Raw genomic sequence first — 26,698 nt, forward strand, 5'->3', positions numbered from 1 at the left:
ATGCCTCACATAGACCGAGACTGCCTCGGCCTCAGCGAGACAGGACAGTCCAGCCGCATCAAGGGGTACGTGGCGTGGCGCACTTTTGCAAGCGGCTGCTTGCAATTGTTAGCGAGGGTGGGGCAAGGTAGAGGCATGGCATCGCTCAACGTCGGCAATCTCGGTGAGTATCTGCGTGAGCAGCGGCGCAACGCGCAGCTGTCGCTGCGGCAGCTCGCCGACGCCGCCGGGGTGTCCAATCCGTATCTGAGTCAGATCGAGCGCGGGCTGCGCAAGCCGAGCGCGGAGGTGTTGCAGCAGGTCGCCAAGGCCCTGCGGATCTCCGCCGAGACGCTGTACGTGCGGGCCGGCATCCTCGACGCCGAGCGGGACCGGGACGAGGTCGAGACGCGCGCCGTCATCCTCGCCGATCCCACGCTGAACGAGCGGCAGAAGCAGGTGCTGCTCCAGATCTACGAGTCCTTCCGCAAGGAGAACGGATTCGAGATCGCGACGGCCCCCGAGGATGCCCGGAACGACGACGGGCAGTCGGTCCAGGACGCGCGGCACACGCACGACCCGCATGACCCGCATGACCCGCATGACACGCACGACCCGCATGACGTACACGACCCGCATGACGTACACGATGTGCGCGGCGTGCAAGGCATACAGAACGTGCAGGACATACAGAACGAGCAGGACATCGACCACCGCGGCCCCCGCACGGCCGACGGCAGCGATGCCGGCCCGCAGCAGACGGCCAGTTGAGCACGTCAGACAGGCACTTCTCGCCGCGGACCGCCAACACCCTCAGCTGAACGCCAATCCGGGAGGACCCTCGTCATGGCCATCACCGACGACATCCGCAAGGCCGCCACCGACCCGACGCCGCTCTACTTCCTGGCCGGCACCGCCGACCTGGCCGTCCAGCAGGCCAAGAAGGTGCCCGGCATCGTCGAGCAGATCCGCGCCGAGGCGCCGGCGCGCTTCGAGACCGTCCGCAACATCGACCCGAACGCCGTGCAGGAGAAGGCCGGCGCCCGCGCCAAGGAGGCGCAGGAGACCCTTCAGGCCAAGGTCACCGGCCTCATCGGCTCGCTCGACACCGACCTGAAGAAGATCGGTGAGTCCGCCCAGGACCTCGCCCTGCGCGGTGTCGGCGTCGCCGCCGAGTACGCCGTAAAGGCCCGTGAGGCGTACGAGAAGGTCGCCGAGCACGGCGAGCAGACCGTGAAGACCTGGCGCGGCGAGGCCGCCGAGGAGATCGAGGAGCTGGCCATCGCGGTCGAGCCGAAGGCCGAGCCGGGCGAGGGCGAGATCAAGGTCGAGGAGAAGCCCGCCGCGGCCGCCGCCGACACCTCCGCCAAGAAGCCTGTCGCGAAGAAGGCTCCGGCGGCCAAGAAGACCACCGCCAAGAAGACGACCCCGCCGGCCAAGTAGGGCGGACGTCCGGTCCGCCGGTCCGGTGGACCGACTGGGCAGTGTGCGGGCCGGGCACCCTTGGGGTGTCCGGCCCGTTCTCCGGGTACGGTGACCGCGTAGATATCGGGTAGGAACGGGCGGTGGGCAGCATGCTGATGTTGGGCTTCGCGGGGTTGTTGGGACTGCTGAAGATCGTCCTGATGGCCCTTGCCGCCTTCGGGCTGTTCGACGCGGTCTTCCGGCGCGAGGACGCGTTCCGCGCCGCGGACAAGCAGACCAAGCCGTTCTGGCTGATTATCCTGGCGCTCGCCCTCGTGGTGAGCTACATCTTCTCGATCTTCTCGTTCCTGCCGATCATCGGCGTCATCGCCAGCATCGTCTACATCGTGGATGTCCGGCCCGCGGTCAGGACCGCCTCCGGCGGCGGTGGCGGCCGGGGCCGCCGCGGCGGCTCCAGCAGCGACGGCCCCTACGGCCCGTACAACGGCGGCCGCTGACCCCCGACGGCAGGACAACGAAAGCCGTACGTCCACGTCCGGTATGGCCTGCAAGGCCGCGACGGCTCGTACGGCGGTCACGGCAACAGCCGGTACGGCCCGTAAAACGGCGACGGTTCGTACGTACGGCGGTCGCGTCCCCCTGAGCGGCGACCGCAAAGACACATGCCGTACGGCGGCCACAGCCCCGTACGGCAGCGGGCGTCAACTCCGCGCGCGACGACCCCGCCTACCGCCCCCGGTCCAGCAGCAGCACCGCCACGTCATCCGTGAGCTCGCCCCCATTGAGGTCCCTGACCTCGCTCACCGTCGCCTGCAGGAGCTCCTCGCCCTCCAGGCCCTCGGCGAGCCGGCGGCGGACCAGTTCCACCATGCCGTCCTGGCCGAGTCGCTCCTTGCCGGCGCCGATGCGGCCCTCGATCAGGCCGTCGGTGTAGAGCATCAGACTCCATACGGGGCCCAGCTCCACCTGCATGCGCGGCCAGCGGGCCTGCGGCAGCAGGCCGAGCGCGGGGCCGTTGTACTGGTACGGCAGGAGCTGGGCGGGACGCCCCGGGCGGGCGATCAGCGGCGCGGGGTGGCCGGCCAGGCACAGCCCGGCCCGGCGGCCGTCCGGCGCGATGTCCACCGTGCAGAGCGTCGCGAAGATCTCGTCGTTGTCGCGCTCGTGCTCCAGCACCTGCTGAAGCGTCGAGAGCAGCTCGTCCCCGCACAGGCCCGCGAGGGTCAGCGCGCGCCAGGCGATCCGCAGCTCCACCCCGAGCGCCGCCTCGTCCGGGCCGTGTCCGCAGACGTCGCCGATCATGGCGTGCACGGTGCCGTCGGGCGTGCGCACGGTGTCGTAGAAGTCGCCGCCGAGCAGCGCGCGGGAGCGGCCGGGGCGGTAGCGGGCCGCGAAGCGCAGCGAGGAGCCCTGGAGCAGGGGTGTGGGCAGCAGTCCGCGTTCGAGGCGGGCGTTCTCCTGGGCGCGCATCCGGGACTCGGTCAGCCGGCGCTCGGCCGTGTCGGAACGTTTCCGCTCGACCGCGTACCGGATCGCGCGGCTCAGCAGCCGTCCGTCCAGTTCCTCGCGCAGGAGATAGTCCTGGGCGCCGACGCGGACCGCTTCCGCGCCGCGCTCGGCGTCCCCGGAGCCGGTGAGCGCGAGGACGGCGTGCCGGGGTGCGAGCCGCAGCACGTGCTTGAGCGTGCCCAGCTCGTCGTCCCCGTCGGCCGCCCGGCCCGGAGCCGGCAGCGTGAGGTCGAGAAGAATGCAGTGGACGTCGTCGGTGAGCAGCCGCTCGGCCTCGGTGAGGTTGCGCGCGGTACGGATGCGGATCGGCTTGCCCGCGGCGTCCAGCATTTCGGGCACAGGGAGCGAACCGGCCGGGTCGTCCTCGATGACCAGCAGGGTGAGATGAGTGGTGGCGTTGTCGGCAGGGGCCGTGGCGCCCGGGGCCGATCCGCCTGAAGACAGGACGCCGGACAGGGCGCCGGGTGAGGACGCGGCTCGAGCCTGACCACTTTCCACGGCCGGGATCGCTCTCTGCCGCGGTACGGGTACGGGCATCGTCTTGGGTTCCTTCCCTCCCCCCGAGGGCGTGGTGGGGCGAAGGTCCTCGACCCACCGACGGGGACCATAGCGGTAGCCGGCGCCGCAATGGAATGGTGCGCGGCAGACGGCCACCGTCATATGCCGCATCCCCTACCGCAATTGGGCATGGCGTCGTCCCGACCAGGATGACGAAGGTCACGTCCCGGAGGTTGCCCGCCCGCACGGACGTGACTCATCCCACGTGCGGTCCGTCACGTCGTACTGCGGCCGGGACCGATTCCGTGCGGGTATGCGTCACTTGTCGGGTTGCAGGATCCCAGGCCGTCACGCCGTACGGCGGTCAGGACCGATTGCGTGCGGGTATGCGTCACTTGTCGGGTCGTACGCCGCCCAGGCCGTCACGTCGTACGGCGGCCAGGACCGATTGCGTGCGGTGATGCGTCACTTGTCGGGTCGTACGACGCCCAGGCCGTCACGTCGTACGGCGGCCAGGACCGATTGCGTGCGGGTATGCGTCACTTGTCGGGTCGTACGACGCCCAGGATCGGCATGGAGCCGGCGCCCGTGATCGTCACTGTGCGGCCCGGGCGGGGGGCGTGGACGATGGCGCCGTCGCCGATGTACATCCCGACGTGGCTGGCGTCGGCGAAGTAGATGACGAGGTCGCCGGGGCGCATGTCCTTGATGTCCACGCGCTCGAGCTGCTGCCACTGCTGCTGCGAGGTGCGCGGAATCGGGTGCCCCGCGGAGGCCCAGGCCTGGGACGTCAGCCCCGAGCAGTCGAACGACTTCGGGCCCTCGGCGCCCCATACGTACGGCAGGCCGACCTGCGCCGTCGCGTACTCCACGGCCTTCTTGCCCTGGGCGGATGCCTTGCTGTTGATCTCCTTGAGGACGCCGGAGCTCAGCCAGGCCGTCTGTGCCTGGTACGCGGCGTCCTCCTCCAGCTTCGCCAGCCGCTTCTTCTCGTCCTTCTCCAGCTGCGATTCCAGCTTCTCGGCGGCGGCGATCCGCTGCTTGATCTTCTTCTTGGCGGCGGCCCTGGTCTTGCGGTTGGCCTCCAGCCGCTCCCACTGCGCGGAGGCGTCCTTCGTGTACTGCGCCAGGTCCTGCTGGGTGCGCTTCATCTCGGCGAGCAGGCCCTTGGTGCCGTGCTCGCCCTGACGGACCCGGCCCGCGCCGTCGAGATACTCCTGCGGGCTGTCGCTCAGCCACAGCTGGGCCTCGGGGGGCAGGCCGCCGCCGCGGTACTGCGCGCGGGCCGCGGCGCCCGCGCGGTCCTGCAGGCTGTCCAGCTTCGCCTGGCCCTTGACGATCGCCTTGGCCAGCTCGACGATCTGCGTCGACTGCTTTCCGGTCTTCTCCTCGGCCGCGTTGTACGCGTCCGTGGCGACCGCGGCGTCGTGGTAGAGCTTGTCCAGCTTCTCGCGGACGGCTTCAAGGTCCTTGCCGGACTTGGTGGTTGGGGCGGCGGGCGGTGTCGGGGTGGGCGTGGGATTCGCGGGGGCCGCAGACGCCATGCCCGGTGCGCCCAGCACGGTGATCGCGCAGACCAGGGCCACAGCCGCCATGGTCAGGCTCCGCTTACCGCATCCCATTACTTCGCCCCCGACCTGATTTACCGTCAGTAACTTGTGAACGCCTGGGGGATCGTGCCATGTCGGCGCGCAATGCGACAGAGGCGGGCAAGAAGTCCCCTCCTCCGGCCCACGGCCCGCCGTCGCGTTCCCCTTCCCCACTTCGAACCGCCCCCATGACGATCTCCCCGCCTGTGTGACGAACAACTCACGGAGATCGTTCCCCGCAGGTCACGCGTCCCCCTTCACCCGGTTCGGTCAGACCCGCGGCGCCAACGCCTCCCAGCGCAGCGTCACTTCGCCCTGCCGCCAGCGCGACGGCCCGTCCGTCACCGGCCAGTCGGACGCCAGGGCGCGGACCGTCCGTATCCAGCGCTGCCGGGCGCCGTACGAGGCATAGGGCGCGGCGGCCGCCCACGCGCGGTCGAAGTCCCGCAGGAAGGCGTGCACCGGTTCACCCGGGACGTTGCGGTGGATCAGGGCCTTCGGCAGCCGCTCGGCGAGGTCGGACGGGCGGTCCAGGGAGCCGAGCCGGGTGGCGAAGGTGACCGAGCGCGGTCCTTCGGGGCCGAGGGCGACCCAGACATGACGGCGGCCGATCTCATCGCACGTGCCCTCGACGAGCAGGCCTCCGGACGACCGGGCGGTGACCGGCGCGAGGCGCGCGCACAGCCGCTGCCAGACGGCGGCGACCTGCTCCTCGTCGTACTGCCGCAGCACGTTGGCCGCCCGGATGAGCGACGGCCTGCCGGCCACGGGCACCTCGAAGCCGCCGTGCCGGAAGACCAGTCCCTCGCGCTCGTACGGGCGGGCCGCCGCGACGCGGGCCGGGTCGATCTCCACACCGACCACGCGCGTGTGCGGAGCGACGGTCCGCAGCCGCTCCAGCAGTTCGACCGGGGTCCAGGGCGCGGCCCCGTAACCGAGGTCCACCGCCATCGGGTCGGTGGCGCGGCGCAGTTCCGCGCCGTGCACCGCCGCGATCCAGCGGTCCATGCGGCGCAGGCGGTTGGGGTTCGTGGTCCCGCGCGTCACCGATCCCACGACGAGGGACCCCCCGGCCGAGCGAGGCCGGGAGCTGGGGAGGGCCGCTGCGCGCGCTGTCATGACTACGAGGGTATGCGGCGGGGACGGCCGCCAGGCTGGGCTGTGGACAACGACCGCGTACGCACGGTGGCGGCGACGCGCGGCTGTGGACAACGGCCGCGTACGCACCCAGTCGTCGAACGGTTGAGCGATCGACGGCAATGATTCGGCAAAGAGGAAATGGAGCAGACCGCTCCTGCGTTCCCCCTCTTGGAGGGCGTCACGCACCCTCCTGACGGCATGTCCGCAGCAAGGAGGAACGCCACGTGAGCCAGTACGTCAGCAGGCTCGGGCGTCGCTCTCCGGCGGCACCCTCAAGGCTCAGGCTGCACCGCAGGCCCCGTCGCGTCGCGATGCTCTCGGTGCACACATCGCCGCTGCACCAGCCCGGCACGGGCGACGCCGGCGGCATGAACGTCTACATCGTGGAGCTCGCCCAGCGCCTCGCCGCGATCAACATCGAGGTCGAGATCTTCACGCGCGCGACGACCGGTGCCCTGCCGCCCACCGTCGAACTCGCCCCGGGCGTGCTCGTACGGCACGTCGACGCCGGCCCCTACGAAGGCCTCGCCAAGGAAGACCTGCCCGCCCAGCTGTGCGCCTTCACGCACGGTGTCATGCAGGCCTGGGCCGGCCACCGGCCCGGCTACTACGACCTCGTGCACTCCCACTACTGGCTCTCCGGCCACGTCGGCTGGCTCGCCGCCGAGCGCTGGGGCACGCCCCTGGTGCACGCGATGCACACCATGGCCAAGGTCAAGAACGCGGCGCTGGCCGACGACGACACCCCCGAGCCCGCCGCCCGTGTCATCGGCGAGACCCAGATCGTGCGCGCCGCCGACCGCCTCATCGCCAACACCGCCGAAGAGGCCGACGAGCTCGTCCGCCACTACGAGGCCGAGGCCCGCAAGGTCGCCGTCGTCCACCCGGGCGTCAACCTGGACCGCTTCCGCCCCGCCGACGGCCGCGCCGCCGCCCGCGCCCGCCTCGGCCTCCCGCAGGACGCCCTGATCCCGCTCTTCGCGGGCCGCATACAGCCGCTCAAGGCCCCTGACGTCCTGCTGCGTTCGGTGGCCGTCCTCCTGGACGAGCGGCCCGAGCTGCGTTCGAAGATCCTCGTCCCGGTGGTGGGCGGCCCCAGCGGCAGCGGCCTCGCCAAGCCCGAGGGGCTGCAGAAGCTCGCGGCCCGGCTCGGCATCGCCGACGTCGTACGCTTCCGGCCGCCCGTCGGCCAGGAGCAGCTCGCCGACTGGTTCCGGGCCGCGTCCGTGCTGGTCATGCCGTCGTACAGCGAGTCCTTCGGGCTGGTGGCCATCGAGGCGCAGGCGGCCGGTACGCCGGTGCTCGCGGCCTCGGTCGGCGGCCTCCCGGTGGCCGTACGCGACGGGGAGACCGGCTTCCTGGTGCAGGGGCACGATCCCGCCGCCTACGCGCGCGTGCTCCGTGATTTCGCGGACGACGCGGAGCTGTCCGCCCGGATGGGCGCGGCCGCGGCTCGGCACGCGCAGTGCTTCGGCTGGGACACGGCGGCCGCCGCCACGGCGGACGTGTACACCGCGGCGATGCACGACCACCGCCGGCAGGTGCGCGCCCACCACGGCTGACGGCGCCCTCCGCGCGCCCCGGCCGAGCGCGCCCGGGCGCGGCGCGGGTACGTCTCCCGCCGGCACAGGCGCGGCTCCTGCCGGCACCGGCACGCCTCCGGTCCGCACCCGCACGCCTCCCGGCCGGACAAGGCCCCCTCCCGCCGGCACCGGCGCGGCTCCTGCCGGCGCCGGCACGCCTCCGGTCGGCACCCGCACGCCTCCCGGCCGGACAAGGCCCCCCTCCCGCCCTGACGTACGCTCGCTCCATGGCTGACGCAGTGTCGATCATCGAGCAGGTTCTCACCGAGGCCGAGCTGGAGTGGGAGAGTCCCGAGACGGGCTCGTACGTCGTGAAGCTGCCCGGCACCCGCAAGCTGTCCACGACCGTCTCGCTGATCGTCGGCAAGCACTCGCTCTCGCTGAACGCCTTCGTGATCAGGCACCCCGACGAGAACGCGGAGGCGGTGCACCGCTGGCTCCTGGAGCGCAACCTCAAGCTCTACGGCGTCGGTTACGCGGTCGACCGGCTCGGGGACATCTACCTCGTCGGCAAGCTGCCGCTGGCGGCGGTCACGCCCGACGAGATCGACCGCCTGCTCGGCTCGGTCCTGGAAGCCGCCGACGGCTCGTTCAACACCCTGCTGGAGCTCGGTTTCGCGTCCGCGATCCGCAAGGAGTACGCATGGCGGGTGTCCCGCGGTGAGTCGACCCGCAATCTGGACGCGTTCAGCCATCTGACCCAGCGTCCCGCCAACTGACCCTCCCCGCTTACCTGTCAGTTGCTGCTCGACCTCTTCCCCGGCCGGGATCTCCGTGGCATGCTCGCAGCCGACGCACATATGAACGTCGTTCACATCCTTGGAAAGTGGGGCGGGTATGGGCAACGGGTACGCCGATATCGGCGGGCACACGGGCATCACCCGGCGCGGGCTGCTCGGCAGTGCCATCGCGGTGGCGGCCGTGGCCGCGACCGGTGGAACGGCGACGGCGGCCGACGGCCCGACGCCCGCCACGGCGGCCGCCACGGCGGGCGACCGCGCGGGCCAAGTCCCCGCCATCTGGCGGGAGTTCACCCGTGACCCCTTCACCCACCCGCAGATCCCGTACATCGGCAGGTCCGGCTACCGCGCCGGGGCGGCGCACCTCCCCCGCCGCCCCGTCGTGGCCGATGTCCGCGCCTACGGAGCCAAGGCCGACGGCACGACGGACTGCGCACCCGCGATCAACCGTGCCATCGCTGCCGCCGGAAGGGCCGGCGGTGGCACGGTGCTCATCCCGCCCGGCACCTTCCGCATCGACGACCTGATCCACATCGGGTACGACAACGTCGTGCTGCGCGGCGCCGGCAGCGGCCGTACCAAGCTGTACGCGACCAGGAACCTCACCGAGCTGATCGGCGTCTACGGCTCCCGCTACGGCGGGGACAAGTCGTCCTGGTCCTGGGCCGGCGGCCTCATCTGGCTGGCGCCGACGGCCCGTTGGGACTCCCTGGTCACCGCCATCAAGGCCAGGGCGTGGCCCTTCGAGGGCTGGACCGGCAACAAGCGGGACGAGTGGGAGACGCTGACGACCGTCGCGCCCGCGACCCGCGGCTCCTGGTCGGTGACGGTCGCCGACGCCTCGGAACTGAGGGCCGGCCGGCTCGTCCTGCTCCGCCTCGCCGACGACGCGGACCACACGCTGCTGGAGCACATGTCGGGCGGCGGCCCGGGCCCCGAGGCCTACTCCTGGGACGACAAGACCAAGCTGACCAGCTACGTCCCCTACGAGTGGCCGGTGCGCATCGCGCGCGTGCGGGGCAGCAAGGTGACCTTCGAGCGCCCGCTCCCGCTCGACGTACGCCCCGAATGGGACCCGCGCCTGACCACCCACGTCGAGGCGCTGACCGGCTCGGGCGTCGAGGGCCTCACCCTGGAAGCGGTCGAGACCCCGCAGTCCCTGCACCTCCTCGACAAGGGCTACAACGGCGTCACGTTCCAGTGCGCGTACGACTGCTGGGCCGACGACATCGTCGTGCGGCACGTGGACAACGGCTTCGGCCTCGTCGCCGCCTCCGCCTGCACCCTGCGCCGTACGACGGTCGCGGGGCGCGGCTCCCACCACCCGTACTTCTGCCGCGAGGGCTCGCACGACAACCTCATCGAGGACTTCACGATCGAGCAGCGCACCGTCCCGGCCCCCGCCGGAACCCAGCTCCACGGCATCAACGTGGAGGGCCTCTCCTCCTACAACGTCTGGTCGCGCGGCGAGATGGCGATGGGCACGTTCGACTCCCACCGGGGCCTGCCCTTCGCGAACGTCCGCACTGACATCACCGTCCACAACGACGGCCGCCACGGCGGGGACGCCATCGCGGGACCCCTCTTCGGCGCCCGCTTCACCCACTGGAACATCCGCGTCACCAACGGCCGCGCGGGCCTGATGAAGATCGACGGCCTCGCGCCCTACAGCGCCACGGTCGGCGTCAACGAAGTCACCGAGTTCGACCAGATCGACGTACCCGACTTCACCGGACCCCTGAACTCCCGCCTGGAGCTGTACGGCACCACGGACGTCGTACGGCCGCGGAATCTGTACGACGCTCAGCGCGAGCTGGAGCGGTAGCGGCCGGGAGAGACCCCCACCAACCGCTTGAAGTGGCGGGTGAGATGGGACTGGTCGTAGAAGCCGGTCACCGTCGCCACCTCGGCCGGCTTCGCGCCGTCGAGCAGGAGCCGGCGGGCGCGGTCGACTCGGCGCGACATCAGGTACTGGTGCGGCGCGATGCCGAAGGCTCCGCTGAACGCCCGTACCAGATGGGCGGGATGGGCGTGCACGAGCCGCGCCGCCTCGTCCAGGGCCACGCCCTCGACGAGGCGCTCGTCGAGGAGTTCGCGCAGCCGGTGCGCGAGCGGGCGGTCGGCGCGCGGGGGCCCGCCGGCCGGCCCGGGGCCGAGATGCTCGCGCAGCCGCTCGCCGACCAGCGTCAGCCTGCTCTCCGCCTCCAGCTCGTCGCCCGGGTGCGCGAGGGCGGTGTGCAGCTGTCCGACGCGCCGGCGCAGTACGGGGTCGGTCAGGTCGGGTGTGTCCACCGCGGCCCCGATGAGGCTCTCGTCGAGGCGGCTCAGGTCGAGGTACAGGACGCGCTTGCGGAAACCGTCCGCGCCGACCGGTGAACCGTTGTGCGGGACGTGCGGCGGGAGCAGGGAGACCGTGTCGTGCGGGGTGCCGTGCTCGTGCCGGTCGAGGTCGTACCGCACGGCGCCGGCGTCGACGATCAGCAGCGTCCACGCGTCGTGCACGTGCATGGGATACGCGTACTCGGTGTAGTGCGCGTGGAACACCTCCACGACGCCCGGGATCCGCGGGCGCCACGCGGAGATCTCGCGCTGGGCCACCATGCAAGAAACGTACAAGACCGGGTCGTACGACGGTCGGCAGTCTCAAGGCATGAGCACCGACAGCCAACAGGGCCCTGAGCGCCCGGACAGCCCCGAGACCCCGGACGGTCCCGTCGGCACCGCGCCCGTCCGCTTCGACAGCAAGATCGCCGTGCTGCTCCGCGACGACCTGGAGCCGTGGCAGCGCCTCAACGTGACCGCGTTCCTCGTCAGCGGCCTCGGGACGGTGGTCCCCGAGGTGATCGGGCAGCCGTACGCCGACGCGGACGACACCGCGTACCTGCCGATGTTCCGCCAGCCGGTGCTGGTCTTCGAGGGCTCGAAGGAGACCCTGACCGCCGCGCACACCCGCGCCCTCGGCCGGGCGCTGCCGCGAGCCGTCTTCACCTCCGACCTGTTCGCCACGGGCAACGACCGCGACAACCGGGCCGCCGTACGGGCCGTCCCGACCGCGGAGCTCGACCTGGTCGGACTCGCGGTGTACGGGCCGCGCAACGGGGTGGACAAGGTGATGAAGGGGGCGCGGATGCACCGGTGACCCCGCCCAGGCACCGCACCGCACCCCCGCGACGGGCGGGGTCAGACCGCCCCGACCTCCTGGCGGGCCGCGCCGGACGGCGCGGCGACGGGCGGTTCGTCCGCCGGGAGGCGCCGCATCAGTGCCCCGTACCCGACGGCCGCCGCCGTGCCCACCACCGCGCACAGCCCCCACAGCCACTCCGCGCCGAACCGGTCGATCACGAAACCGGACATCAGGGGAGCGACGAGGGAGGCGACGGCCCAGGACATCGTGTACATGCCCTGGTAGCGGCCGCGGCCGTGGACGGGCGAGAGGCGGACGACCAGCCCGGTCTGCGTGGGCGCGTTGACGATCTCGGCCAGCGTCCACACGCACACCGTGAGGGCGAACATGCCGACCGAACCGGCGAACGCGGTGAGCCCGAAGCCGTATCCCGCGAGCAGGGACGAGATCACGAGCAGGCGCCGCGGGTCCCGGTGCTCGATGTAACGGGTCACCGGGATCTGCAGGACGACGATGAGCACACCGTTGACCGCGATCGCCATGCCGTAGTCCGCCGGCGTGAAGCCGGCCGCGCCCATCGCCACCGGGAGTCCCACCGAGCCCTGCTGGAAGACGAGGGCCACGAGGAAGGACAGCCCGACGACGCTCATGAAGCGGCCGTCGCGCAGCACCGCGCCGAGGCCGGCGGCCGGTTCGGCGGCGGTCTTGGCCGTGGGCACCGGCCGGGACTCCGGCAGCTTGGCGAAGACGACGAGGGCGCAGACGAGGGTCATGCCCGCCTCGATGAGGAAGCCGGCGAGGTAGCTGAACTCGGCGATGAAGCCGGCGCCCGCCGAGGAGACCGCGAAGCCCAGGTTGATGGCCCAGTAGTTGAGGGAGAAGGCCCGGACCCGGTCCTCGGGCCGGACGATGTCGGCCATCATCGCCTGCACGGCGGGCCGGGAGGCGTTCGACGCCATGCCGACCAGGAAGGCGACCCCGGCGATCGCCACGGGATCGTGCATGAAGCCGAGCAGGGCGACCGAGGCGGCCGTCGACGTCTGCGCGATGAGCAGGGTGGGCCGTCGGCCGAGCCGGTCCGTCATCACGCCCGCGCCGAGCGAGGAGATCACCCCGCCGAGGCCGTGCAGGGAGGCGACGAGACCCGCGTACGAGGCGGAGTAGCCGCGGTCCAGCGTCAGATAGAGCGCCATGAACGTGGCGACGAAGGCGCCGAGGCGGTTGACGAGGGTGCTGGTCCACAGCCACCAGAACTCGCGGGGGAGTCCCGAGACGGTCTCTCGGGCAGCGCGTCTCATGACGGCGAGCGGCATCGGTGTTCCCCCACGGTGTAAGCGGCTCAGACGGTGATCACAACTTACGAGGGGCGGGTCCCGGGCGGCCAGTCAATTAACAGAAGCCGTCAACCGACCGACGCCGTGGGGTTCGTGTGTCCGCCTGCCGACCAGGCGCGCGAGGGCTCCGCCCGTTCCATTACGCTCGAAGGCATGGCCGACGCACCGTACAAGCTGATCCTCCTCCGCCACGGCGAGAGCGAATGGAACGCGAAGAACCTGTTCACCGGCTGGGTGGACGTCAATCTCAACGAGAAGGGCGAGAAGGAGGCAGTCCGCGGCGGTGAGCTGCTCAAGGACGCCGGCCTGCTGCCCGACGTGGTCCACACCTCGCTCCAGAAGCGCGCGATCCGCACGGCCCAGCTCTCGCTGGAGGCCGCCGACCGCCACTGGATCCCGGTCCACCGCTCCTGGCGCCTGAACGAGCGGCACTACGGCGCGCTCCAAGGCAAGGACAAGGCGCAGACGCTCGCCGAGTTCGGCGAGGAGCAGTTCATGCTCTGGCGCCGCTCGTACGACACTCCGCCGCCGCCCCTCGCCGACGGCACGGAGTTCTCCCAGTCCGACGACCCGCGCTACGCGACCATCCCGCCGGAGTTGCGTCCCCGCACGGAGTGCCTCAAGGACGTCGTCACCCGCATGCTCCCGTACTGGTACGACGGCATCGTCCCCGACCTCCTCACCGGCCGCACGGTCCTCGTCGCCGCCCACGGCAACAGCCTCCGCGCCCTCGTCAAGCACCTCGACGGCATCTCGGACGCCGACATCGCCGGCCTGAACATCCCCACGGGCATCCCCCTCTCCTACGAACTCGACGCCGACTTCAAGCCGCTCAACCCCGGCGGCACCTACCTCGACCCGGACGCCGCGGCGGCGGCCATCGAGGCTGTCAAGAACCAGGGCAAGAAGAAGTAAGCCGAGCTGATTGAGCCCCCTGCGTGGTTTTCCGCCGCAGGGGGCTCTTTGCTGCGTTTTCCGGCTTGGGATCGGGCCGGGCAGGGCACCGGAGACCGTTGCGCTGGATGGGTGTGGGCAGGTTTGCGTGGGACGTGCTTGGTCCATGGCTGTTGACGACCCCTTCAACGCCCAAGCAAAGGAAGTCTCTTCATGCGTATGCGCACGATTGTCACCGCGGTTATCCTCTCGGCCGGCTGTGTCCTCGGCAGCTCCGGCGCGGCGCTGGCCAACGGCTGGGGCGGGCACGACGACGACTCGGCCTGCGGGATCATCGCCGGCGCGGGTGGCGGCCACGCCTACTACGCCGAGGGCTGTAAGGGCGACGACGACGGCGACGACGAGGGTCGTGAGGACAGCCGCGAGAACAGTCACGAGGACGGCCAGGAGGGCATGTCCGCTCCGCTGGACTTCGGCGGCTTCCACCACTGACCGGGCCGGCACGGAAAGGGCCCCGCTTCTCGAAGCGGGGCCCTTTCGCCGTCGTACGGGGTGTCGTACGACGTGCCGTATGCGGTGTCTTACGCGGTCAGCCGCACTGGCAGGGATTGCCCGACTGGCAGCCGCAACCGCAGCCGGAACCGCAGCCGCATGCTCCGAACAGCGGGAGGCTTTTGATCTCGGCGGGCTGCTGGGTGTCGCGGTCCACCGTGGGATCGGGCGTGCTGGGGGATTCGGCCATGGGTCCCTCCTTCGGACACGAAGGTGTACGAGACCGTGCCGGGCACACGGCGCGTCGCACATTTCCTGTTTGCCCATTGCATGCCCACTTCGGTGGGCGCATCAACGGCGCATGGAGGCTTGCGCGCGCCCCGCGGCTCCGTGAGCACGGCGGAGGATCCGGTTCCGCGCCGAGCCCCGGGGCAGGCCCGAAGCCCGGCCCCCGCCGGGTTCAGGCCCCCTCCGCCCCCGTGACCGGCTGGATGTCCGCCTGGAGCTCGTCCGCGTGCTCGCCCGTCACCAGGTACACGACGCGCTTGGCGACCGACACCGCGTGGTCGGCGAAGCGCTCGTAGTAGCGGCCGAGGAGGGTGACGTCCACGGCGGTCTCGATGCCGTGCTTCCAGCGGTCGTCCATCAGGTGCTGGAAGAGGGTGCGGTGCAGCAGGTCCATGTCGTCGTCGTCCTGCTCCAGCTGGAGGGCGAGGTCGACGTCCTTGGTGATGATGACCTCGGCCGCCTTGGCCATCAGGCGCTGGGCGAGCTGGCCCATCTCCAGGATCGTGGCGTGCAGGTCGTGGGGGATCGCCCGCTCGGGAAAGCGCAGACGGGCGAGCTTGGCGACGTGCTGCGCCAGGTCACCCGAACGCTCCAGGTCGGCCGACATGCGCAGTGACGTCACGACGATCCGCAGATCCGTCGCGACCGGCTGCTGGCGGGCCAGCAGTGCTATCGCCCGGGCCTCCAGCTCGTGCTGCAGATCGTCGACCTTGTCGTCGGCCGCGATCACGCTCTCGGCCAGCTTCAGGTCGGAGTCGAGGATGGCCGTCGTGGCGCGCCCGATCGCCGACCCGACGAGCCGGGCCATCTCGACCAGGCCCTCGCCGATCGAGTCCAGTTCCTCGTGGTACGCGTCCCGCATCAGGGTGTCCCTCTCTTACGTCAGCTTCGGGGGTCCGGGGGGCTGGGCCCTGATCGCCGGACAGGCCCTGTGAACCCCACGCTCCCACGTTCCGGCCCGTACGCGTCCGTTTCCGGCACCCCAAATGAACCATCGCTAGCTCCCAGGTGAACTCTGGGCGACGAGTGTTCGAGGTCGCACCCGGATGGCTGTGGCCTGGAGTGACGACATGCCTAACCTGGAGGCATGGACGTGAACGCGGCGGTCGCCGCAGCGGCAGCGATCGCCGGAGTGCTCACCGGTGTCATCGCCATGCTGGCGTTCCGCTGGAGCGAGCGCGACCAGAAACGACCCACCCGCACCTCGCTGCACACGGACGCGGTGCTTCCGCCGGGTGTCGACACAGTGCTGTCGGTGCTCCGGTCCTCCGCCGTCGTACTCGACGAGGCGGACGCCGTGGTCAAGGCCAGCTCCGCGGCGTACGCCCTCGGGCTGGTGCGGGGCGGCAAGCTGGCCGTCGAGCCGATGCTCCTGATGGCGCGGGACACCCGCCGCGACGGGGAGATACGCCAGGTGGAGCTGGACCTGCCCCGGCGCGGGACCGGACGGGGCGAGGCCCTCGCCGTCTCCGCGCGCGTGGCCCCCCTCGGCTCCCGGCTCGTGCTGCTGCTCGTCGAGGACCTCACCGAGGCGCGCCGCATCGAGGCCGTACGACGCGACTTCGTCGCGAATGTGAGCCATGAGCTCAAGACCCCCGTCGGCGCGCTCAGCCTGCTCTCCGAGGCTGTCATGGGCGCCTCCGACGACCCCGAGGCGGTGGAGCGCTTCGCCGGGCGGATGCAGATCGAGGCCACCCGGCTCACCAACCTGGTGCAGGAGCTCATCGACCTGTCGCGGGTGCAGAACGACGACCCCCTCGAGGACGCCGAGCCCGTCCGCGTCGACGAACTGGTCGCCGAGGCGATCGACCGCTGCCGCCACCAGGCCGGCGCCAAACAGATCACCATGGCCGCCGGCGGCACCGCCGAACTGCACGTCTGGGGCAACCGCGGCCAGCTGGCCGCCGCCCTCGGCAACCTCGTGGAGAACGGCGTCAACTACTCCCCGTCCCGCACCCGGGTCGGCATAGCCGCGCGCCGGGTGAGCGCGCCCGGCGGAGACCTCATCGAGATCGCCGTGACCGACCAGGGCATCGGCATCTCCGAGAAGGACCGGGAGCGCGTCTTCGAGCGCTTCTATCGCGTGGACCCGGCCCGTTCCCGTGCCACTGGTGGCACCGGCCTGGGACTCGCGATCGTCAAACACGTGGCCGCCTCGCACGGCGGGGAGGTCACGGTGTGGAGCTCGGAGGGACAGGGCTCCACGTTCACTCTCAGGCTGCCGGAGGCGGGTGCGGCCCGCGACCGCGTGACCGATCACCACATGCCCGGCCTCGACGAAGACGACGAGTCCGGCCAGCCCGACGGGACGACCACCGTCACATCCCCGTACGAACCGCTTCCTGCCCCGGAGGTCCTTCCGTGACCCGTGTGCTCGTCGTCGAGGACGAGGAGTCCTTCTCCGACGCCCTGTCGTACATGCTCCGCAAAGAGGGCTTCGAGGTCGCCATCGCGACCACCGGGCCCGACGGACTCGACGAGTTCGAGCGCAACGGCGCCGACCTCGTGCTCCTCGACCTGATGCTGCCGGGCCTGCCCGGTACGGAGGTGTGCCGTCAGCTGCGCGGCCGCTCCAACGTTCCGGTGATCATGGTCACCGCCAAGGACAGCGAGATCGACAAGGTCGTCGGGCTGGAGATAGGAGCCGACGACTACGTCACCAAGCCCTTCTCCTCGCGTGAGCTGGTCGCCCGCATCCGGGCCGTCCTGCGCCGACGCGGGGAGCCCGAGGAGGTCTCCCCGGCCGCCCTGGAGGCCGGCCCGGTCCGGATGGACGTCGACCGCCACGTGGTCACCGTCTCCGGCTCCAAGATCGACCTTCCCCTGAAGGAGTTCGACCTGCTGGAGATGCTCCTGCGCAACGCGGGCCGCGTGCTGACCCGGATGCAGCTCATCGACCGGGTGTGGGGCGCCGACTACGTGGGCGACACCAAGACCCTCGACGTCCACGTGAAGCGCCTGCGCGCCAAGGTCGAGCCGGACCCGGGCGCGCCGCGGTACCTGGTGACGGTCCGCGGGCTCGGCTACAAGTTCGAGCCGTAAACCGGCCCAGGCCGGGACCCGGCAGCGGACCGGCAACGACGAAGAGCGGGACCCCCACGTGGGGTCCCGCCCTTCGTGCGTACGACGAGGATCCGGGCGTACGGCCCGTCAGTGACCGGCAGCCGAGTCCGAGGCCGACTCGGTGGCCGTGGCGCTGGCCGACGCCGCGTCCGACGGAACGCCGGAGGAGGACTCGGACGGCGAGCTCGACGCGCCGGCCGACCCGGACGGCTTGGTGCTCGCGGACGCGGACGCGGAGGCCCCCGGCGCCGCCGGGACGTCGCTCGGGCCCCACTTGGAGAAGTAGCTCTCGGCGGGCACGACGAACGCCTTCAGGCTCACGTCACCGGTCTGGCTGAAGCTGAAGGTGACCTTCTGCGCGTTGCCGTCCTGGACCGCCTCACGGCTGCTGGCCAGGACCGCGGAGGCGTTGCCCTTGCCGCCGAGGATGAGCTGGCCGCCGGCCGGGACGGTCAGCTTGCCGGAGCCCTTGGCGGGCTTGAGCGCGGCGGACTTGCCGGCGACGGTGACGGTGTCCAGCGTCTGCGCTGTGGGGCCGTTGTTGAAGAGGGTCGCGGAGATCACCGCCGGGCCGGTCGACCGGAGGTCGGGCTGGGTGATGACCAGAGCGTTCTGGATCTTGATGTTCCCGACGGCGGTCGCCGCGTTGTCCGGCTTGACCTCCAGCGTCTGGGCGTTGTTGCCTGCGGCGCATGCGGCGAGCGAGGCGATCGAGAACGCGATGGCGGCGGCGGCGAGTGCGCCGCGTCGAAGGCTGCTGCTCACGGCGGCGGCAACTCCTAGAACGTGGGCGGTACGTGGGGCGGGCGGCCGTACGGCTGTAAAGCCGCCCCAGGGGTCTGTCAGCGGGCTTAGGTTACCGAGCCGTTCCCGCGCTGCCGCACCCGACCCGCCTCTACGCACCCACGGGCTCCTCCGCGCCGCCCGCGCGCCCCGTCCGGCACGGATTCCCCGTGGGCCACATCCGCCCCTTTGGCCGGCATCTCGTCCGCCATTCACATAAGTACCGCCCGCATCGGCTTGCGGATTTTCTCGTAAGGATCGGTAAGGGTCCGTAAGGAATGCATGGCGGTCCTGGAAATTGATCATCGACCGTCGTGATCAATTCCGGATTGGTGTCGCACCCGACTGCGTTCACCGAACGGAGTAGCGGAAGTCGTCCTCTTGGAGTCGGACAAAATAGGACGTTCGGACGGTGGAGGGCACCTTGGGGTGTGTGTAACGTGCGCGTTTCACTTGGCCTGAAGAGCCGCTCCGACCTGCGAATACCCTCTTCCGCTCGGCCTCCGAAGCACGTTCCTGTTGTTGTTGTCAAGCCCCGAGATATGCCCTGACCTGCGAAAACGCCATTCAGAAGAGGCGGTTCTCGTGTTAGGATGGATAGCCACGGAAGGGGTACCTGTCACATGACGTTCAAGGTTGGCGACACCGTGGTCTATCCCCATCACGGGGCCGCGCTGATCGAGGCCATCGAAACTCGCCAGATCAAAGGCGTGGACAAGACCTACTTGGTGCTGAAGGTCGCCCAGGGCGACCTGACGGTGCGTGTGCCAGCGGACAATGCGGAGTTCGTCGGCGTACGTGATGTGGTCGGTCAGGACGGGCTGGACCGGGTCTTCGAGGTGCTGCGCGCGCCGTACGCCGAGGAGCCCACGAACTGGTCGCGTCGCTACAAGGCAAATCTGGAGAAGCTCGCCTCGGGCGATGTCATCAAGGTCGCGGAAGTCGTACGTGACCTGTGGCGTCGTGAGCGTGAGCGCGGACTCTCCGCAGGTGAGAAGCGCATGCTCGCCAAGGCACGGCAGATCCTGGTGAGCGAGCTGGCCCTCGCGGAGAACACGAACGAGGACAAGGCCGAGGCCCTGCTCGACGAGGTCCTCGCGTCCTGATGCAGGCGGTCGTCAAGACGCTGGTCGCCTTGACGCGGACACAAGCCCGCTGAGCGCAATGAAATGCCGCGGTGCCCGATGACGCAATTGCTGTCGCCGGGCGCTGCGGCATGTTCGTACCCGGATGCCATGCTCGTATCCGGACGCCGGGCCCTGATGTGCTGCCTCGGGGCTCCGCCTGACCGGCTGGTCCGGCCGGCCCCGATACTTGGTGTGCCGGGCCCGGGCTGCTGACTCGACCGGCTGTCACGGAAGGGTCCCCGGTCAAGGAGTCGCGCCCGGCACTCCCCCAACCCTTCGGCCGGGGGTACGCCCAGGCCATACCCACCTCGGCCGAGCACACAAACCTGACGGGAACCGATGTCTGACGATTCGCGCCCTTCGCCTTCGGGAGGCCTCCCCGACGCCCGGCTCCGGCCGGCCGGAGGGCGGGTCACGGCGGCCGTGATCCCGGCCGCCGGCCGGGGCGTGCGCCTCGGTCCGGGCGCCCCCAAAGCGCTCCGCGCGCTGAACGGCACGCCCATGCTCATCCACGCCGTGCGCGCGATGGCCGCGTCCCGCGCGGTCTCCCTCGTCGTCGTCGTGGCCCCGCCCGACGGAGCCGCCGAGGTCAAGACGCTGCTCGACGCGCACGCACTGCCCGAGCGCACCGACTTCCTGGTCGTCCCCGGCGGCGACAGCCGCCAGGAGTCCGTGAAGTACGGCCTCGACGCCCTGCCGCCCGGCATCGACATCGTGCTCGTGCACGACGCGGCCCGTCCGCTCGTGCCCGTCGACACGGTCGACGCGGTGATCGAGGCGGTCCGCGACGGTGCGCCGGCCGTCGTACCGGCGCTGCCCCTCGCCGACACGGTCAAGCAGGTCGAGCCCGCGGGAACCCCCGGTGCACCCGAGCCGGTCGTCGCCACCCCCGACCGGTCCCTGCTGCGCGCCGTGCAGACCCCGCAGGGCTTCGACCGCGCCACCCTCGTCCGGGCCCACGAGACGGTCACCGACGACGTGACCGACGACGCGAGCATGGTCGAGCAGCTCGGGCTGCGGGTCGTGGTGGTGCCCGGGCACGAGGAGGCGTTCAAGGTGACGCGCCCGCTGGATCTCGTACTGGCCGAGGCGGTTCTCGCGCGCAGGAGGCTGAACGATGGCTTCTGAGATCCCCGGCGCGACACCCGGCGAGACCCGCGACGAGGCGTCCCCGAGCTTGCCGCAGGGGCTGCCCGTGCTGCCCCAGGTCGGCATCGGCACCGACATCCACGCCTTCGAGGAGGGCCGCGAGCTGTGGTGCGCGGGGCTGCTCTGGGAGGGCGAGGGACCCGGGCTCGCCGGGCACTCCGACGCGGACGTCGTCGCGCACGCCGCGTGCAACGCGCTGTTCTCGGCGGCCGGCCTCGGTGACCTCGGCGCCCACTTCGGCACCGGGCGTCCCGAATGGTCCGGCGCCTCCGGCGTCACGCTCCTGACGGAGGCCGCCCGGATCGTCCGCGCGGCGGGCTTCGTCATCGGCAATGTCGCCGTGCAGGTCGTCGGCCCCCGGCCGAAGATCGGCAGGCGGCGCGACGAGGCGCAGAAGCTGCTCTCCGAGGCGGCGGGGGCGCCGGTCTCGGTGTCCGGCGCCACCACGGACGGTCTCGGGTTCCCGGGCCGGGGCGAGGGGCTGATGGCGGTCGCCACGGCGCTGGTCGTGCGAGCGGGGTGACGAAAGGCGGGCGCGAGGGGGTGTTTTCGCCCCCTCCGGGCCCGCCCTCTCCCAGGACGGGCCGAATCTCCGCCCCCCGTTGTCACGAATACGTGTGCCTTGAGGCGTAAGGGGCTCTGGGCACTAGCCAGGGCCCACTACCCTGGAGTGGTGACCATTCGCCTGTACGACACCAGCGCCCGGCAGATCCGTGACTTCGCCCCGCTCCTGCCGGGTTGTGTCTCGATCTACCTCTGTGGCGCCACCGTGCAGGCCGCACCGCACATCGGGCACATCCGGTCGGGCCTCAACTTCGACATCATGCGCCGCTGGTTCGAGTACCGCGGCTACGGCGTCACCTTCATCCGGAACGTGACGGACATCGACGACAAGATCATCACCAAGTCGGCCGAGCAGGGCAGGCCTTGGTGGTCGATCGGGTACGAGAACGAGCGCGCCTTCAACGACGGTTACGACGTGCTCGGCTGCCTGCCGCCCACCTACGAGCCGCGGGCCACCGGGCACATCACCGAGATGGTCGAGATGATGCGCGGCCTCATCGAGCGCGGTCACGCGTACGAGGCCGACGGCAACGTCTACTTCGACGTGCGCTCCTTCCCGGGCTATCTGGAGCTGTCCAACCAGGAGCTGGACAACCTGCTCCAGCCGTCGGGCGAGGGCGAGACCGGCAAGCGGGACCCGCGCGACTTCGCGATGTGGAAGGCCGTCAAGCCCGGTGAGCCGTCCTGGGAGACCCCGTGGGGCCGCGGCCGGCCCGGCTGGCACCTGGAGTGCAGCGCCATGGCCCACAAGTACCTGGGCACCGTCTTCGACATCCACGGCGGCGGCATCGACCTGATCTTCCCGCACCACGAGAACGAGATCGCGCAGGCCAAGGCCTTCGGCGACGAGTTCGCGAAGTACTGGGTGCACAACGCCTGGGTCACCATGAGCGGCGAGAAGATGTCGAAGTCCCTCGGGAACTCGGTCCTCGTCAGCGAGATGGTCAAGCAGTGGCGCCCGATCGTGCTGCGCTACTACCTGGGCACCCCGCACTACCGCTCGATGATCGAGTACAGCGAAGAGGCCCTGCGCGAGGCCGAGTCGGCGTTCGCCCGTATCGAGGGCTTCGTGCAGCGCGTCATCGAGAAGGCCGGGGGAGCCGTCGAGCCCGCCGCCGAGGTGCCGCCCGCCTTCGCCGAGGCGATGGACGACGACCTGGGCGTGCCGCAGGCGCTCGCCATCGTGCACACCACGGTCCGCCAGGGGAACTCCGCCCTCGCCGCCGACGACAAGGAAGCCGCCGTCGCCCGCCTCGCCGAGGTCCGTGCGATGCTCGGCGTCCTCGGCCTCGACCCGCTCGACCCGCAGTGGGCCGGAGAGGGCGACCGCGGCGAGGATCTGCACGGCGTGGTCGACACCCTCGTACGTCTGGTGCTCCAGCAGCGGGAGGCGGCGCGCGGCCGTAAGGACTGGGCCACCGCGGACGCCATCCGTGACCAGCTCAACCAGTCGGGCCTCGTCATCGAGGACGGCCCGCAGGGACCCCGCTGGACGCTCGGTCCGCGCTGAGCATTCCTTGATCGATTGTGCCGCCCGGCTCTCCGGGCGGCACACTGCATATACGTACACACGCACGCTTCGCACAGACAGGTAGGTCATGGCCGCTAACAACCGCCGCATGTCCGGCAAGAAGGGCGCGCAGGTCGGCAGTGGCGGCCAGCGACGCCGGGGTCTCGAAGGCAAGGGCCCCACCCCGCCCGCCGAGGCGCGCAAGGGGCACAAGAAGAACCGCATCGCCAACGTCAAGGCGAAGCAGGCCGCCCGCCGGCCCGCCCCGCGCGGCCGGGGCGGCAAGGGCACGTCGGAGATGGTCGTCGGACGCAACCCGGTCGTCGAGGCGCTGCGCGAGGGCGTGCCCGCCGTCACGCTCTACATCCAGCAGTTCATCGACAACGACGAGCGGGTGCGCGAGGCGCTCCAGCTGGTCGCGGACCGCGGTGGCGTCCACCTCATGGAGGCCCCCCGCCCCGAGCTGGACCGCATGACCAACGGACTCAACCACCAGGGCCTGGTCCTCCAGGTCCCGCCGTACGAGTACGCGCACCCCGAGGACCTCGCGGCCGCCGCGTACGACGAGGGCCAGGACCCGCTGATCGTCGCCCTCGACGGAGTGACCGACCCCCGGAACCTGGGCGCGGTCGTCCGTTCCGTCTCCGCCTTCGGCGGTCACGGCGTCGTGGTGCCCGAGCGGCGCGCGGCCGGCATGACCGCCGGTGCCTGGAAGACGTCGGCCGGTGCCGCCGCCCGTACGCCCGTCGCCCGCGCCGCCAACCTGACGCGCGCCCTGGAGTCGTACAAGAAGGCCGGACTCGTCGTGGTCGGGCTCGCCGCGGACGGCGAGGTCGAGGTCGGTGAACTGGAGGCCCTCGGCGGGCCCGTCGTCATCGTCGTCGGCAGCGAGGGCAAGGGCCTGTCCCGACTCGTGGGCGAGACCTGCGACTTCCGGGTGCGGATCCCGATGCCGGGTGGCACGGAGTCGCTGAACGCCGGTGTGGCAGCGGGAGTTGTGCTCTACGAGGCCTCGCGGCGCCGGGTCTGAGGCACCTGAACAGATGTGCGCGTAGTCACCCCCGTGGGGCAATCCGGACGAGCGTGATGACCTTGACGCGGTCCGGACAGATCGGCGCGGTCAAAGCAGTGTCCTAAACACACGTCACTCGGTTAGATGAGTGTGGACACCAGAACACCCCGCACACCCACGGGGGACCGCTCGTCGGGATTCGACGACGCTCCCGCGCTGAGCATGGTGAAGGTGCCGAGCGATCCGGCGCAGATCATCGTCAATCATGCGAGCTTCCGCGTGCAGCTAGGAGCCTCCACGCGGACTCAATCCCCGCGTGTCGCACGGCACTTGAGCTCCCCGGATGACACCGCGCGCATCCCCGTCGTCGGCACCGCAGGCAGGGCCGGCGGGGGCGCCGGTGATCCGGCCGCCGCCGCGCGTCGGCGCGCGCCCGTCGTCTGGAGCGGGAAGTCCGCGCCCGACGACACCGGCGCGCACCGGCTGCTGCAGGCCGTGCGGAGCACGAGCGTGCGCCACGGTGCCGCGGATCCCGGGGGCGACGCCGGCGCGACGCAGGTCATCCCGCGCATCGACCTCGGCGAACCGGGCGGCTACGACGGCGAGATGACCGTGGACACGGTCGAGACGCCCCTCGTCGGCAGCCAGCGCACCCACGCTCCCGGTGAGACCCGGCTGCTGCCGCACATGCGCAGTGTGGGCAGCACGTACGACGAACCCGGTTATGCGGACGAGGAGTTCGCCGGCGAGGACTTCGAGCAGGACGCGGACGACGAGGGCGAGTCCCCGGCCAAGCGGCACGGCGCCGATCCGGTCCGGCACGCGTACTACCCCGGCCGCCGGATGAACCTCGGCGTGGTGCTCCTCCCGCTGCGCGTCTTCCTCGGCTTCATCTCGATCTACGCCGGCATGGGCAAGCTCTGCGACCCCGTCTACTTCGACGGCGGCAAGCGCGGCTCCATGGTCAAGTGGCTGAACTCGCTGCACCCCTGGGAACTGGCCGAGCCGCTGCGCCAGTTCGCGCTCCAGCACCCGGTCGGTGCCGGGCTCGTCATCGCCTTCCTCCAGGTCATCGTGGGCGTGCTCACGGTGCTGGGGCTGTGGCAGCGGGTCGCCGCGGTGGTCGGCGCCGGGCTGTCGGCGGCGCTCATCCTCACCGTCAGCTGGAAGACGGTGCCCGCCTACGACGCACCGGACATCATCTACCTGGCCGCCTGGTCGCCGCTGGTCATCGCGGGCGCCCCGGTCTACTCCGTCGACGGTCGGCTCGCCGGCGAGGCCTGGCGCAGGCTCGGGCCGCGCGCCGAGCTCTGGGAGCTGCGGCGGCGCGTGCTGCGCCGCGGCGCGCTGGTCACGACCGTCGTGGTCGGGCTCACGCTGCTCATCGGCTCGCTCCTCGGCGGCGCCGTCCGCGACGCCGACCGGGTCGTCGTCCCCGGGCCCGGCGAGGCCCCGCGCAACGAACTGCCCGGCTCCCCGCTCCCCGAGGAACCCGGCAAGCGCCACCACCGCGCCAGCCCGTCCGCCTCCGAGGCGCCGACCCAGGGCAGCTCCTCGTCCCCGTCGGGCGCGGCCACGACGCCGGGCGCGGCCCGCGAGTCGGGCACCGCGGGCAGCAGCCCCAGCCAGACCCAGGGCACGGGACAGGCACCGCCCCAGCAGTCCTCCCCGGCCGGGCAGGCGCCGAGCACCAGCTCCGGCCCGTCCTCGGGCGGCAGCGCGGGCGGTACGGGGTCGGGCGGCACGTCCGGCGGCAGTTCGGGCGGCGGGGGCAGCAGCTCCGGCGGCTCCGACCGGCTCGTCGGCGGCCTCCTGGGGTGACCCGGGCAGTTGTGTACGACGGTGGGGCCCCGCACATCAGGTGTGCGGGGCCCCACCGTCGTGTCCGAGGCGCTGTGGTCCGTGCTGTGGCCCTTTCGCCGGGCTGTGCGGCGGAGGCCGGCCGGCTGGCACCCGGAGCGTTCCTGCGGGCCGCTGAGAGCTGCTGAGCACTCGGAGGCGCCTGGCGCTGAGCACTCGGAGGCGTCCGGCGCTGAGCACTGGGAGATGTCCGGCGCGGAGCACTCGGAGGTGTGCGCCGCGGGCGGTCAACGCCCCAGGGCCGCCAGCTCCTTCGCCGCCTCCGTCAGGTCCTTCGCCGTGTCGATGGCGCGCCAGTAGGCGCCCTGCGGGAGCGAGAAGCCGGCCAGCCGGCGTTCGCGGGCCAGCCGCGGGAACGTGGTGCGCTCGTGGTCGCCGCGCTCGGGGAGCAGACCGGCGAACTCGGCGGAGAAGACGTAGACGCCCGCGTTGATCTCGTACTGGGTCGGCGGGGACTCGATGAAGTCCGTGATGCGGCCGAAGCCGTCCGTCTTGACGGCGCCCCACGGGATGCGCGGCCGGGCCAGCGCGACGGTCGCGACGGCGTCGCGCTCGGTGTGGAAGTCCGCCATGTCGCGCAGCGAGAAGCGGGTCCAGATGTCGCCGTTCGTCGCGAACCACGGCTTGTCCGGGTGGGGGAGACGCGCGGCGGCGTACTTGAGACCGCCGCCGCGGCCGAGCGGTTCCGTCTCGACGACCGTCGTGACGTTGACCGGGAGGTCGGCCGAGTCCAGCCACTTCTGCAGGACGTCGGCCAGGTGGCCGCAGCTGACCACCACGTCCGTCACGCCCTCTTCGGCGAGCCAGACGAGCTGATGGCCGATGATCGGGGTCCCGGTGCCGGGGATCTCGACCATCGGCTTCGGCCGGTCGTCGGTGTAGGGGCGCAGCCGGGAGCCCTGACCTCCGGCCAGGACGACGGCTTGAACGGGACGCGACGCGGCGTTCGGATCGGTCATGACCGAACTGTACGTGGCGTCCCGCTCGCGGCTTTGATCAGCAACCGTTCCGTAACCAGCTGTACTTGAACGGTTG

General features: G+C 71.2%; 26 protein-coding genes. 17 read left to right on the forward strand and 9 right to left on the reverse strand.

The genetic code is table 11. The features are described 5' to 3' along the window. Positions 1 to 135: 135 nt before the first annotated feature. The 3 genes from ACFVYF_RS27195 to ACFVYF_RS27205 all read left to right on the forward strand — a co-directional run bounded on the left by ACFVYF_RS27195 (position 136) and on the right by ACFVYF_RS27205 (position 1,901). Positions 136 to 750, forward strand: a complete 615-nt coding sequence (locus ACFVYF_RS27195) for a helix-turn-helix domain-containing protein (RefSeq protein ID WP_389459482.1) — start codon at positions 136 to 138, stop codon at positions 748 to 750. 75 nt (positions 751 to 825) lie between these two features. After that, a complete protein-coding gene (locus ACFVYF_RS27200; RefSeq protein WP_389459483.1) occupies positions 826 to 1,422 on the forward strand; it encodes a hypothetical protein in 597 nt (198 codons plus the stop codon). A gap of 131 nt (positions 1,423 to 1,553) precedes the next feature. Next, positions 1,554 to 1,901: a DUF2516 family protein gene (locus ACFVYF_RS27205; protein ID WP_389459632.1), complete on the forward strand. Its 348-nt coding sequence runs from the start codon at positions 1,554 to 1,556 to the stop codon at positions 1,899 to 1,901. A gap of 229 nt (positions 1,902 to 2,130) precedes the next feature. Here the strand turns inward: ACFVYF_RS27205 and ACFVYF_RS27210 are convergent, their stop codons facing one another. The 3 genes from ACFVYF_RS27210 to ACFVYF_RS27220 form a co-directional block, all read right to left on the reverse strand. Continuing rightward, positions 2,131 to 3,450 carry a PP2C family protein-serine/threonine phosphatase gene (locus ACFVYF_RS27210; RefSeq protein ID WP_389459485.1) on the reverse strand — a complete coding sequence of 440 codons (1,320 nt, stop codon included), beginning with the start codon at positions 3,448 to 3,450 and terminating at the stop codon, positions 2,131 to 2,133. Between the two features lie 500 nt (positions 3,451 to 3,950). Next, the gene (locus ACFVYF_RS27215; protein WP_389459486.1) at positions 3,951 to 5,033 is read right to left on the reverse strand and encodes an NlpC/P60 family protein; all 1,083 of its coding nucleotides are present in this window, start codon (positions 5,031 to 5,033) and stop codon (positions 3,951 to 3,953) included. A gap of 237 nt (positions 5,034 to 5,270) precedes the next feature. Further along, complete coding sequence (locus ACFVYF_RS27220; protein ID WP_389459634.1) at positions 5,271 to 6,056, reverse strand: class I SAM-dependent methyltransferase; 786 nt, start codon at positions 6,054 to 6,056, stop codon at positions 5,271 to 5,273. Between the two features lie 308 nt (positions 6,057 to 6,364). Here ACFVYF_RS27220 and mshA point away from each other — a divergent pair, with 308 nt between their 5' ends. From mshA to ACFVYF_RS27235, 3 genes are all read left to right on the forward strand, one after another. Next, positions 6,365 to 7,702: a D-inositol-3-phosphate glycosyltransferase gene (gene mshA, locus ACFVYF_RS27225; protein WP_389459488.1), complete on the forward strand. Its 1,338-nt coding sequence runs from the start codon at positions 6,365 to 6,367 to the stop codon at positions 7,700 to 7,702. Positions 7,703 to 7,950: 248 nt separating this feature from the next. Then, complete coding sequence (locus tag ACFVYF_RS27230; protein WP_389459489.1) at positions 7,951 to 8,442, forward strand: YbjN domain-containing protein; 492 nt, start codon at positions 7,951 to 7,953, stop codon at positions 8,440 to 8,442. 118 nt (positions 8,443 to 8,560) lie between these two features. Beyond that, a complete protein-coding gene (locus ACFVYF_RS27235) occupies positions 8,561 to 10,288 on the forward strand; it encodes a glycosyl hydrolase family 28-related protein (RefSeq protein WP_389459491.1) in 1,728 nt (575 codons plus the stop codon). Here the strand turns inward: ACFVYF_RS27235 and ACFVYF_RS27240 are convergent. Beyond that, the gene (locus tag ACFVYF_RS27240; protein WP_389459493.1) at positions 10,267 to 11,064 is read right to left on the reverse strand and encodes an AraC family transcriptional regulator; all 798 of its coding nucleotides are present in this window, start codon (positions 11,062 to 11,064) and stop codon (positions 10,267 to 10,269) included. The genes ACFVYF_RS27235 and ACFVYF_RS27240 overlap by 22 nt on opposite strands. Here ACFVYF_RS27240 and ACFVYF_RS27245 point away from each other — a divergent pair. Then, the gene (locus tag ACFVYF_RS27245) at positions 11,063 to 11,602 is read left to right on the forward strand and encodes a DUF2000 family protein (RefSeq protein WP_389459495.1); all 540 of its coding nucleotides are present in this window, start codon (positions 11,063 to 11,065) and stop codon (positions 11,600 to 11,602) included. The two genes, ACFVYF_RS27240 and ACFVYF_RS27245, sit on opposite strands and share 2 nt — an antisense overlap. Before the next feature lie 41 nt (positions 11,603 to 11,643). On the opposite strand, the gene ACFVYF_RS27250 is transcribed toward ACFVYF_RS27245, so the two are convergent. Next, entirely contained in the window at positions 11,644 to 12,900 is a 1,257-nt protein-coding gene (locus ACFVYF_RS27250) for an MDR family MFS transporter (protein ID WP_389459496.1), read from the reverse strand. A 174-nt stretch (positions 12,901 to 13,074) separates the two neighbouring features. On the opposite strand from ACFVYF_RS27250, the gene ACFVYF_RS27255 reads away from it, so the two are divergent. Both ACFVYF_RS27255 and ACFVYF_RS27260 read left to right on the forward strand, forming a co-directional pair. Then, positions 13,075 to 13,836, forward strand: a complete 762-nt coding sequence (locus tag ACFVYF_RS27255) for a phosphoglyceromutase (RefSeq protein ID WP_389459498.1) — start codon at positions 13,075 to 13,077, stop codon at positions 13,834 to 13,836. A gap of 198 nt (positions 13,837 to 14,034) precedes the next feature. After that, the gene (locus tag ACFVYF_RS27260; protein ID WP_389459500.1) at positions 14,035 to 14,307 is read left to right on the forward strand and encodes a hypothetical protein; all 273 of its coding nucleotides are present in this window, start codon (positions 14,035 to 14,037) and stop codon (positions 14,305 to 14,307) included. A gap of 97 nt (positions 14,308 to 14,404) precedes the next feature. Here the strand turns inward: ACFVYF_RS27260 and ACFVYF_RS27265 are convergent, their stop codons facing one another. Then, positions 14,405 to 14,557: a hypothetical protein gene (locus tag ACFVYF_RS27265; RefSeq protein WP_383276853.1), complete on the reverse strand. Its 153-nt coding sequence runs from the start codon at positions 14,555 to 14,557 to the stop codon at positions 14,405 to 14,407. Between the two features lie 210 nt (positions 14,558 to 14,767). Continuing rightward, the gene (phoU, locus tag ACFVYF_RS27270) at positions 14,768 to 15,457 is read right to left on the reverse strand and encodes a phosphate signaling complex protein PhoU (RefSeq protein WP_389459502.1); all 690 of its coding nucleotides are present in this window, start codon (positions 15,455 to 15,457) and stop codon (positions 14,768 to 14,770) included. Between the two features lie 225 nt (positions 15,458 to 15,682). Here phoU and ACFVYF_RS27275 point away from each other — a divergent pair, with 225 nt between their 5' ends. Both ACFVYF_RS27275 and ACFVYF_RS27280 read left to right on the forward strand, forming a co-directional pair. After that, positions 15,683 to 16,960 (forward strand): sensor histidine kinase, encoded by a 1,278-nt coding sequence (locus ACFVYF_RS27275; protein WP_389459504.1) that lies wholly within the window; start codon positions 15,683 to 15,685, stop codon positions 16,958 to 16,960. After that, positions 16,957 to 17,637, forward strand: a complete 681-nt coding sequence (locus ACFVYF_RS27280) for a response regulator (protein ID WP_389459506.1) — start codon at positions 16,957 to 16,959, stop codon at positions 17,635 to 17,637. Before ACFVYF_RS27275 ends, ACFVYF_RS27280 begins: the two co-directional genes overlap by 4 nt. Before the next feature lie 108 nt (positions 17,638 to 17,745). Here the strand turns inward: ACFVYF_RS27280 and ACFVYF_RS27285 are convergent, their stop codons facing one another. Next, complete coding sequence (locus tag ACFVYF_RS27285) at positions 17,746 to 18,423, reverse strand: DUF461 domain-containing protein (RefSeq protein ID WP_389459508.1); 678 nt, start codon at positions 18,421 to 18,423, stop codon at positions 17,746 to 17,748. A 641-nt stretch (positions 18,424 to 19,064) separates the two neighbouring features. On the opposite strand from ACFVYF_RS27285, the gene ACFVYF_RS27290 reads away from it, so the two are divergent. The 6 genes from ACFVYF_RS27290 (at position 19,065) to ACFVYF_RS27315 (ending at position 25,624) form a co-directional block, all read left to right on the forward strand. Continuing rightward, positions 19,065 to 19,547, forward strand: a complete 483-nt coding sequence (locus tag ACFVYF_RS27290) for a CarD family transcriptional regulator (RefSeq protein WP_003953493.1) — start codon at positions 19,065 to 19,067, stop codon at positions 19,545 to 19,547. Positions 19,548 to 19,907: 360 nt separating this feature from the next. Continuing rightward, a complete protein-coding gene (ispD, locus tag ACFVYF_RS27295) occupies positions 19,908 to 20,696 on the forward strand; it encodes a 2-C-methyl-D-erythritol 4-phosphate cytidylyltransferase (RefSeq protein ID WP_389459509.1) in 789 nt (262 codons plus the stop codon). Then, positions 20,686 to 21,240 (forward strand): 2-C-methyl-D-erythritol 2,4-cyclodiphosphate synthase, encoded by a 555-nt coding sequence (gene ispF / locus ACFVYF_RS27300; protein WP_389459511.1) that lies wholly within the window; start codon positions 20,686 to 20,688, stop codon positions 21,238 to 21,240. The genes ispD and ispF overlap by 11 nt, the downstream gene beginning before the upstream one ends. A gap of 150 nt (positions 21,241 to 21,390) precedes the next feature. Further along, positions 21,391 to 22,791, forward strand: coding sequence for a cysteine--tRNA ligase (gene cysS, locus ACFVYF_RS27305; RefSeq protein WP_389459513.1), 1,401 nt, complete (start codon positions 21,391 to 21,393; stop codon positions 22,789 to 22,791). Positions 22,792 to 22,879: 88 nt separating this feature from the next. Beyond that, positions 22,880 to 23,821, forward strand: a complete 942-nt coding sequence (gene rlmB / locus ACFVYF_RS27310; RefSeq protein WP_389459514.1) for a 23S rRNA (guanosine(2251)-2'-O)-methyltransferase RlmB — start codon at positions 22,880 to 22,882, stop codon at positions 23,819 to 23,821. A 132-nt stretch (positions 23,822 to 23,953) separates the two neighbouring features. Beyond that, positions 23,954 to 25,624 carry a DoxX family protein gene (locus tag ACFVYF_RS27315; RefSeq protein WP_389459635.1) on the forward strand — a complete coding sequence of 557 codons (1,671 nt, stop codon included), beginning with the start codon at positions 23,954 to 23,956 and terminating at the stop codon, positions 25,622 to 25,624. Positions 25,625 to 25,890: 266 nt separating this feature from the next. Here ACFVYF_RS27315 and ACFVYF_RS27320 read toward each other — a convergent pair whose 3' ends face one another. Beyond that, positions 25,891 to 26,622, reverse strand: coding sequence for an NDP-sugar synthase (locus tag ACFVYF_RS27320; protein ID WP_389459516.1), 732 nt, complete (start codon positions 26,620 to 26,622; stop codon positions 25,891 to 25,893). Between the last annotated feature and the right edge of the window lie 76 nt (positions 26,623 to 26,698).

Source organism: Streptomyces sp. NPDC058274 (assembly GCF_042881375.1).
Classification (GTDB): domain Bacteria; phylum Actinomycetota; class Actinomycetes; order Streptomycetales; family Streptomycetaceae; genus Streptomyces.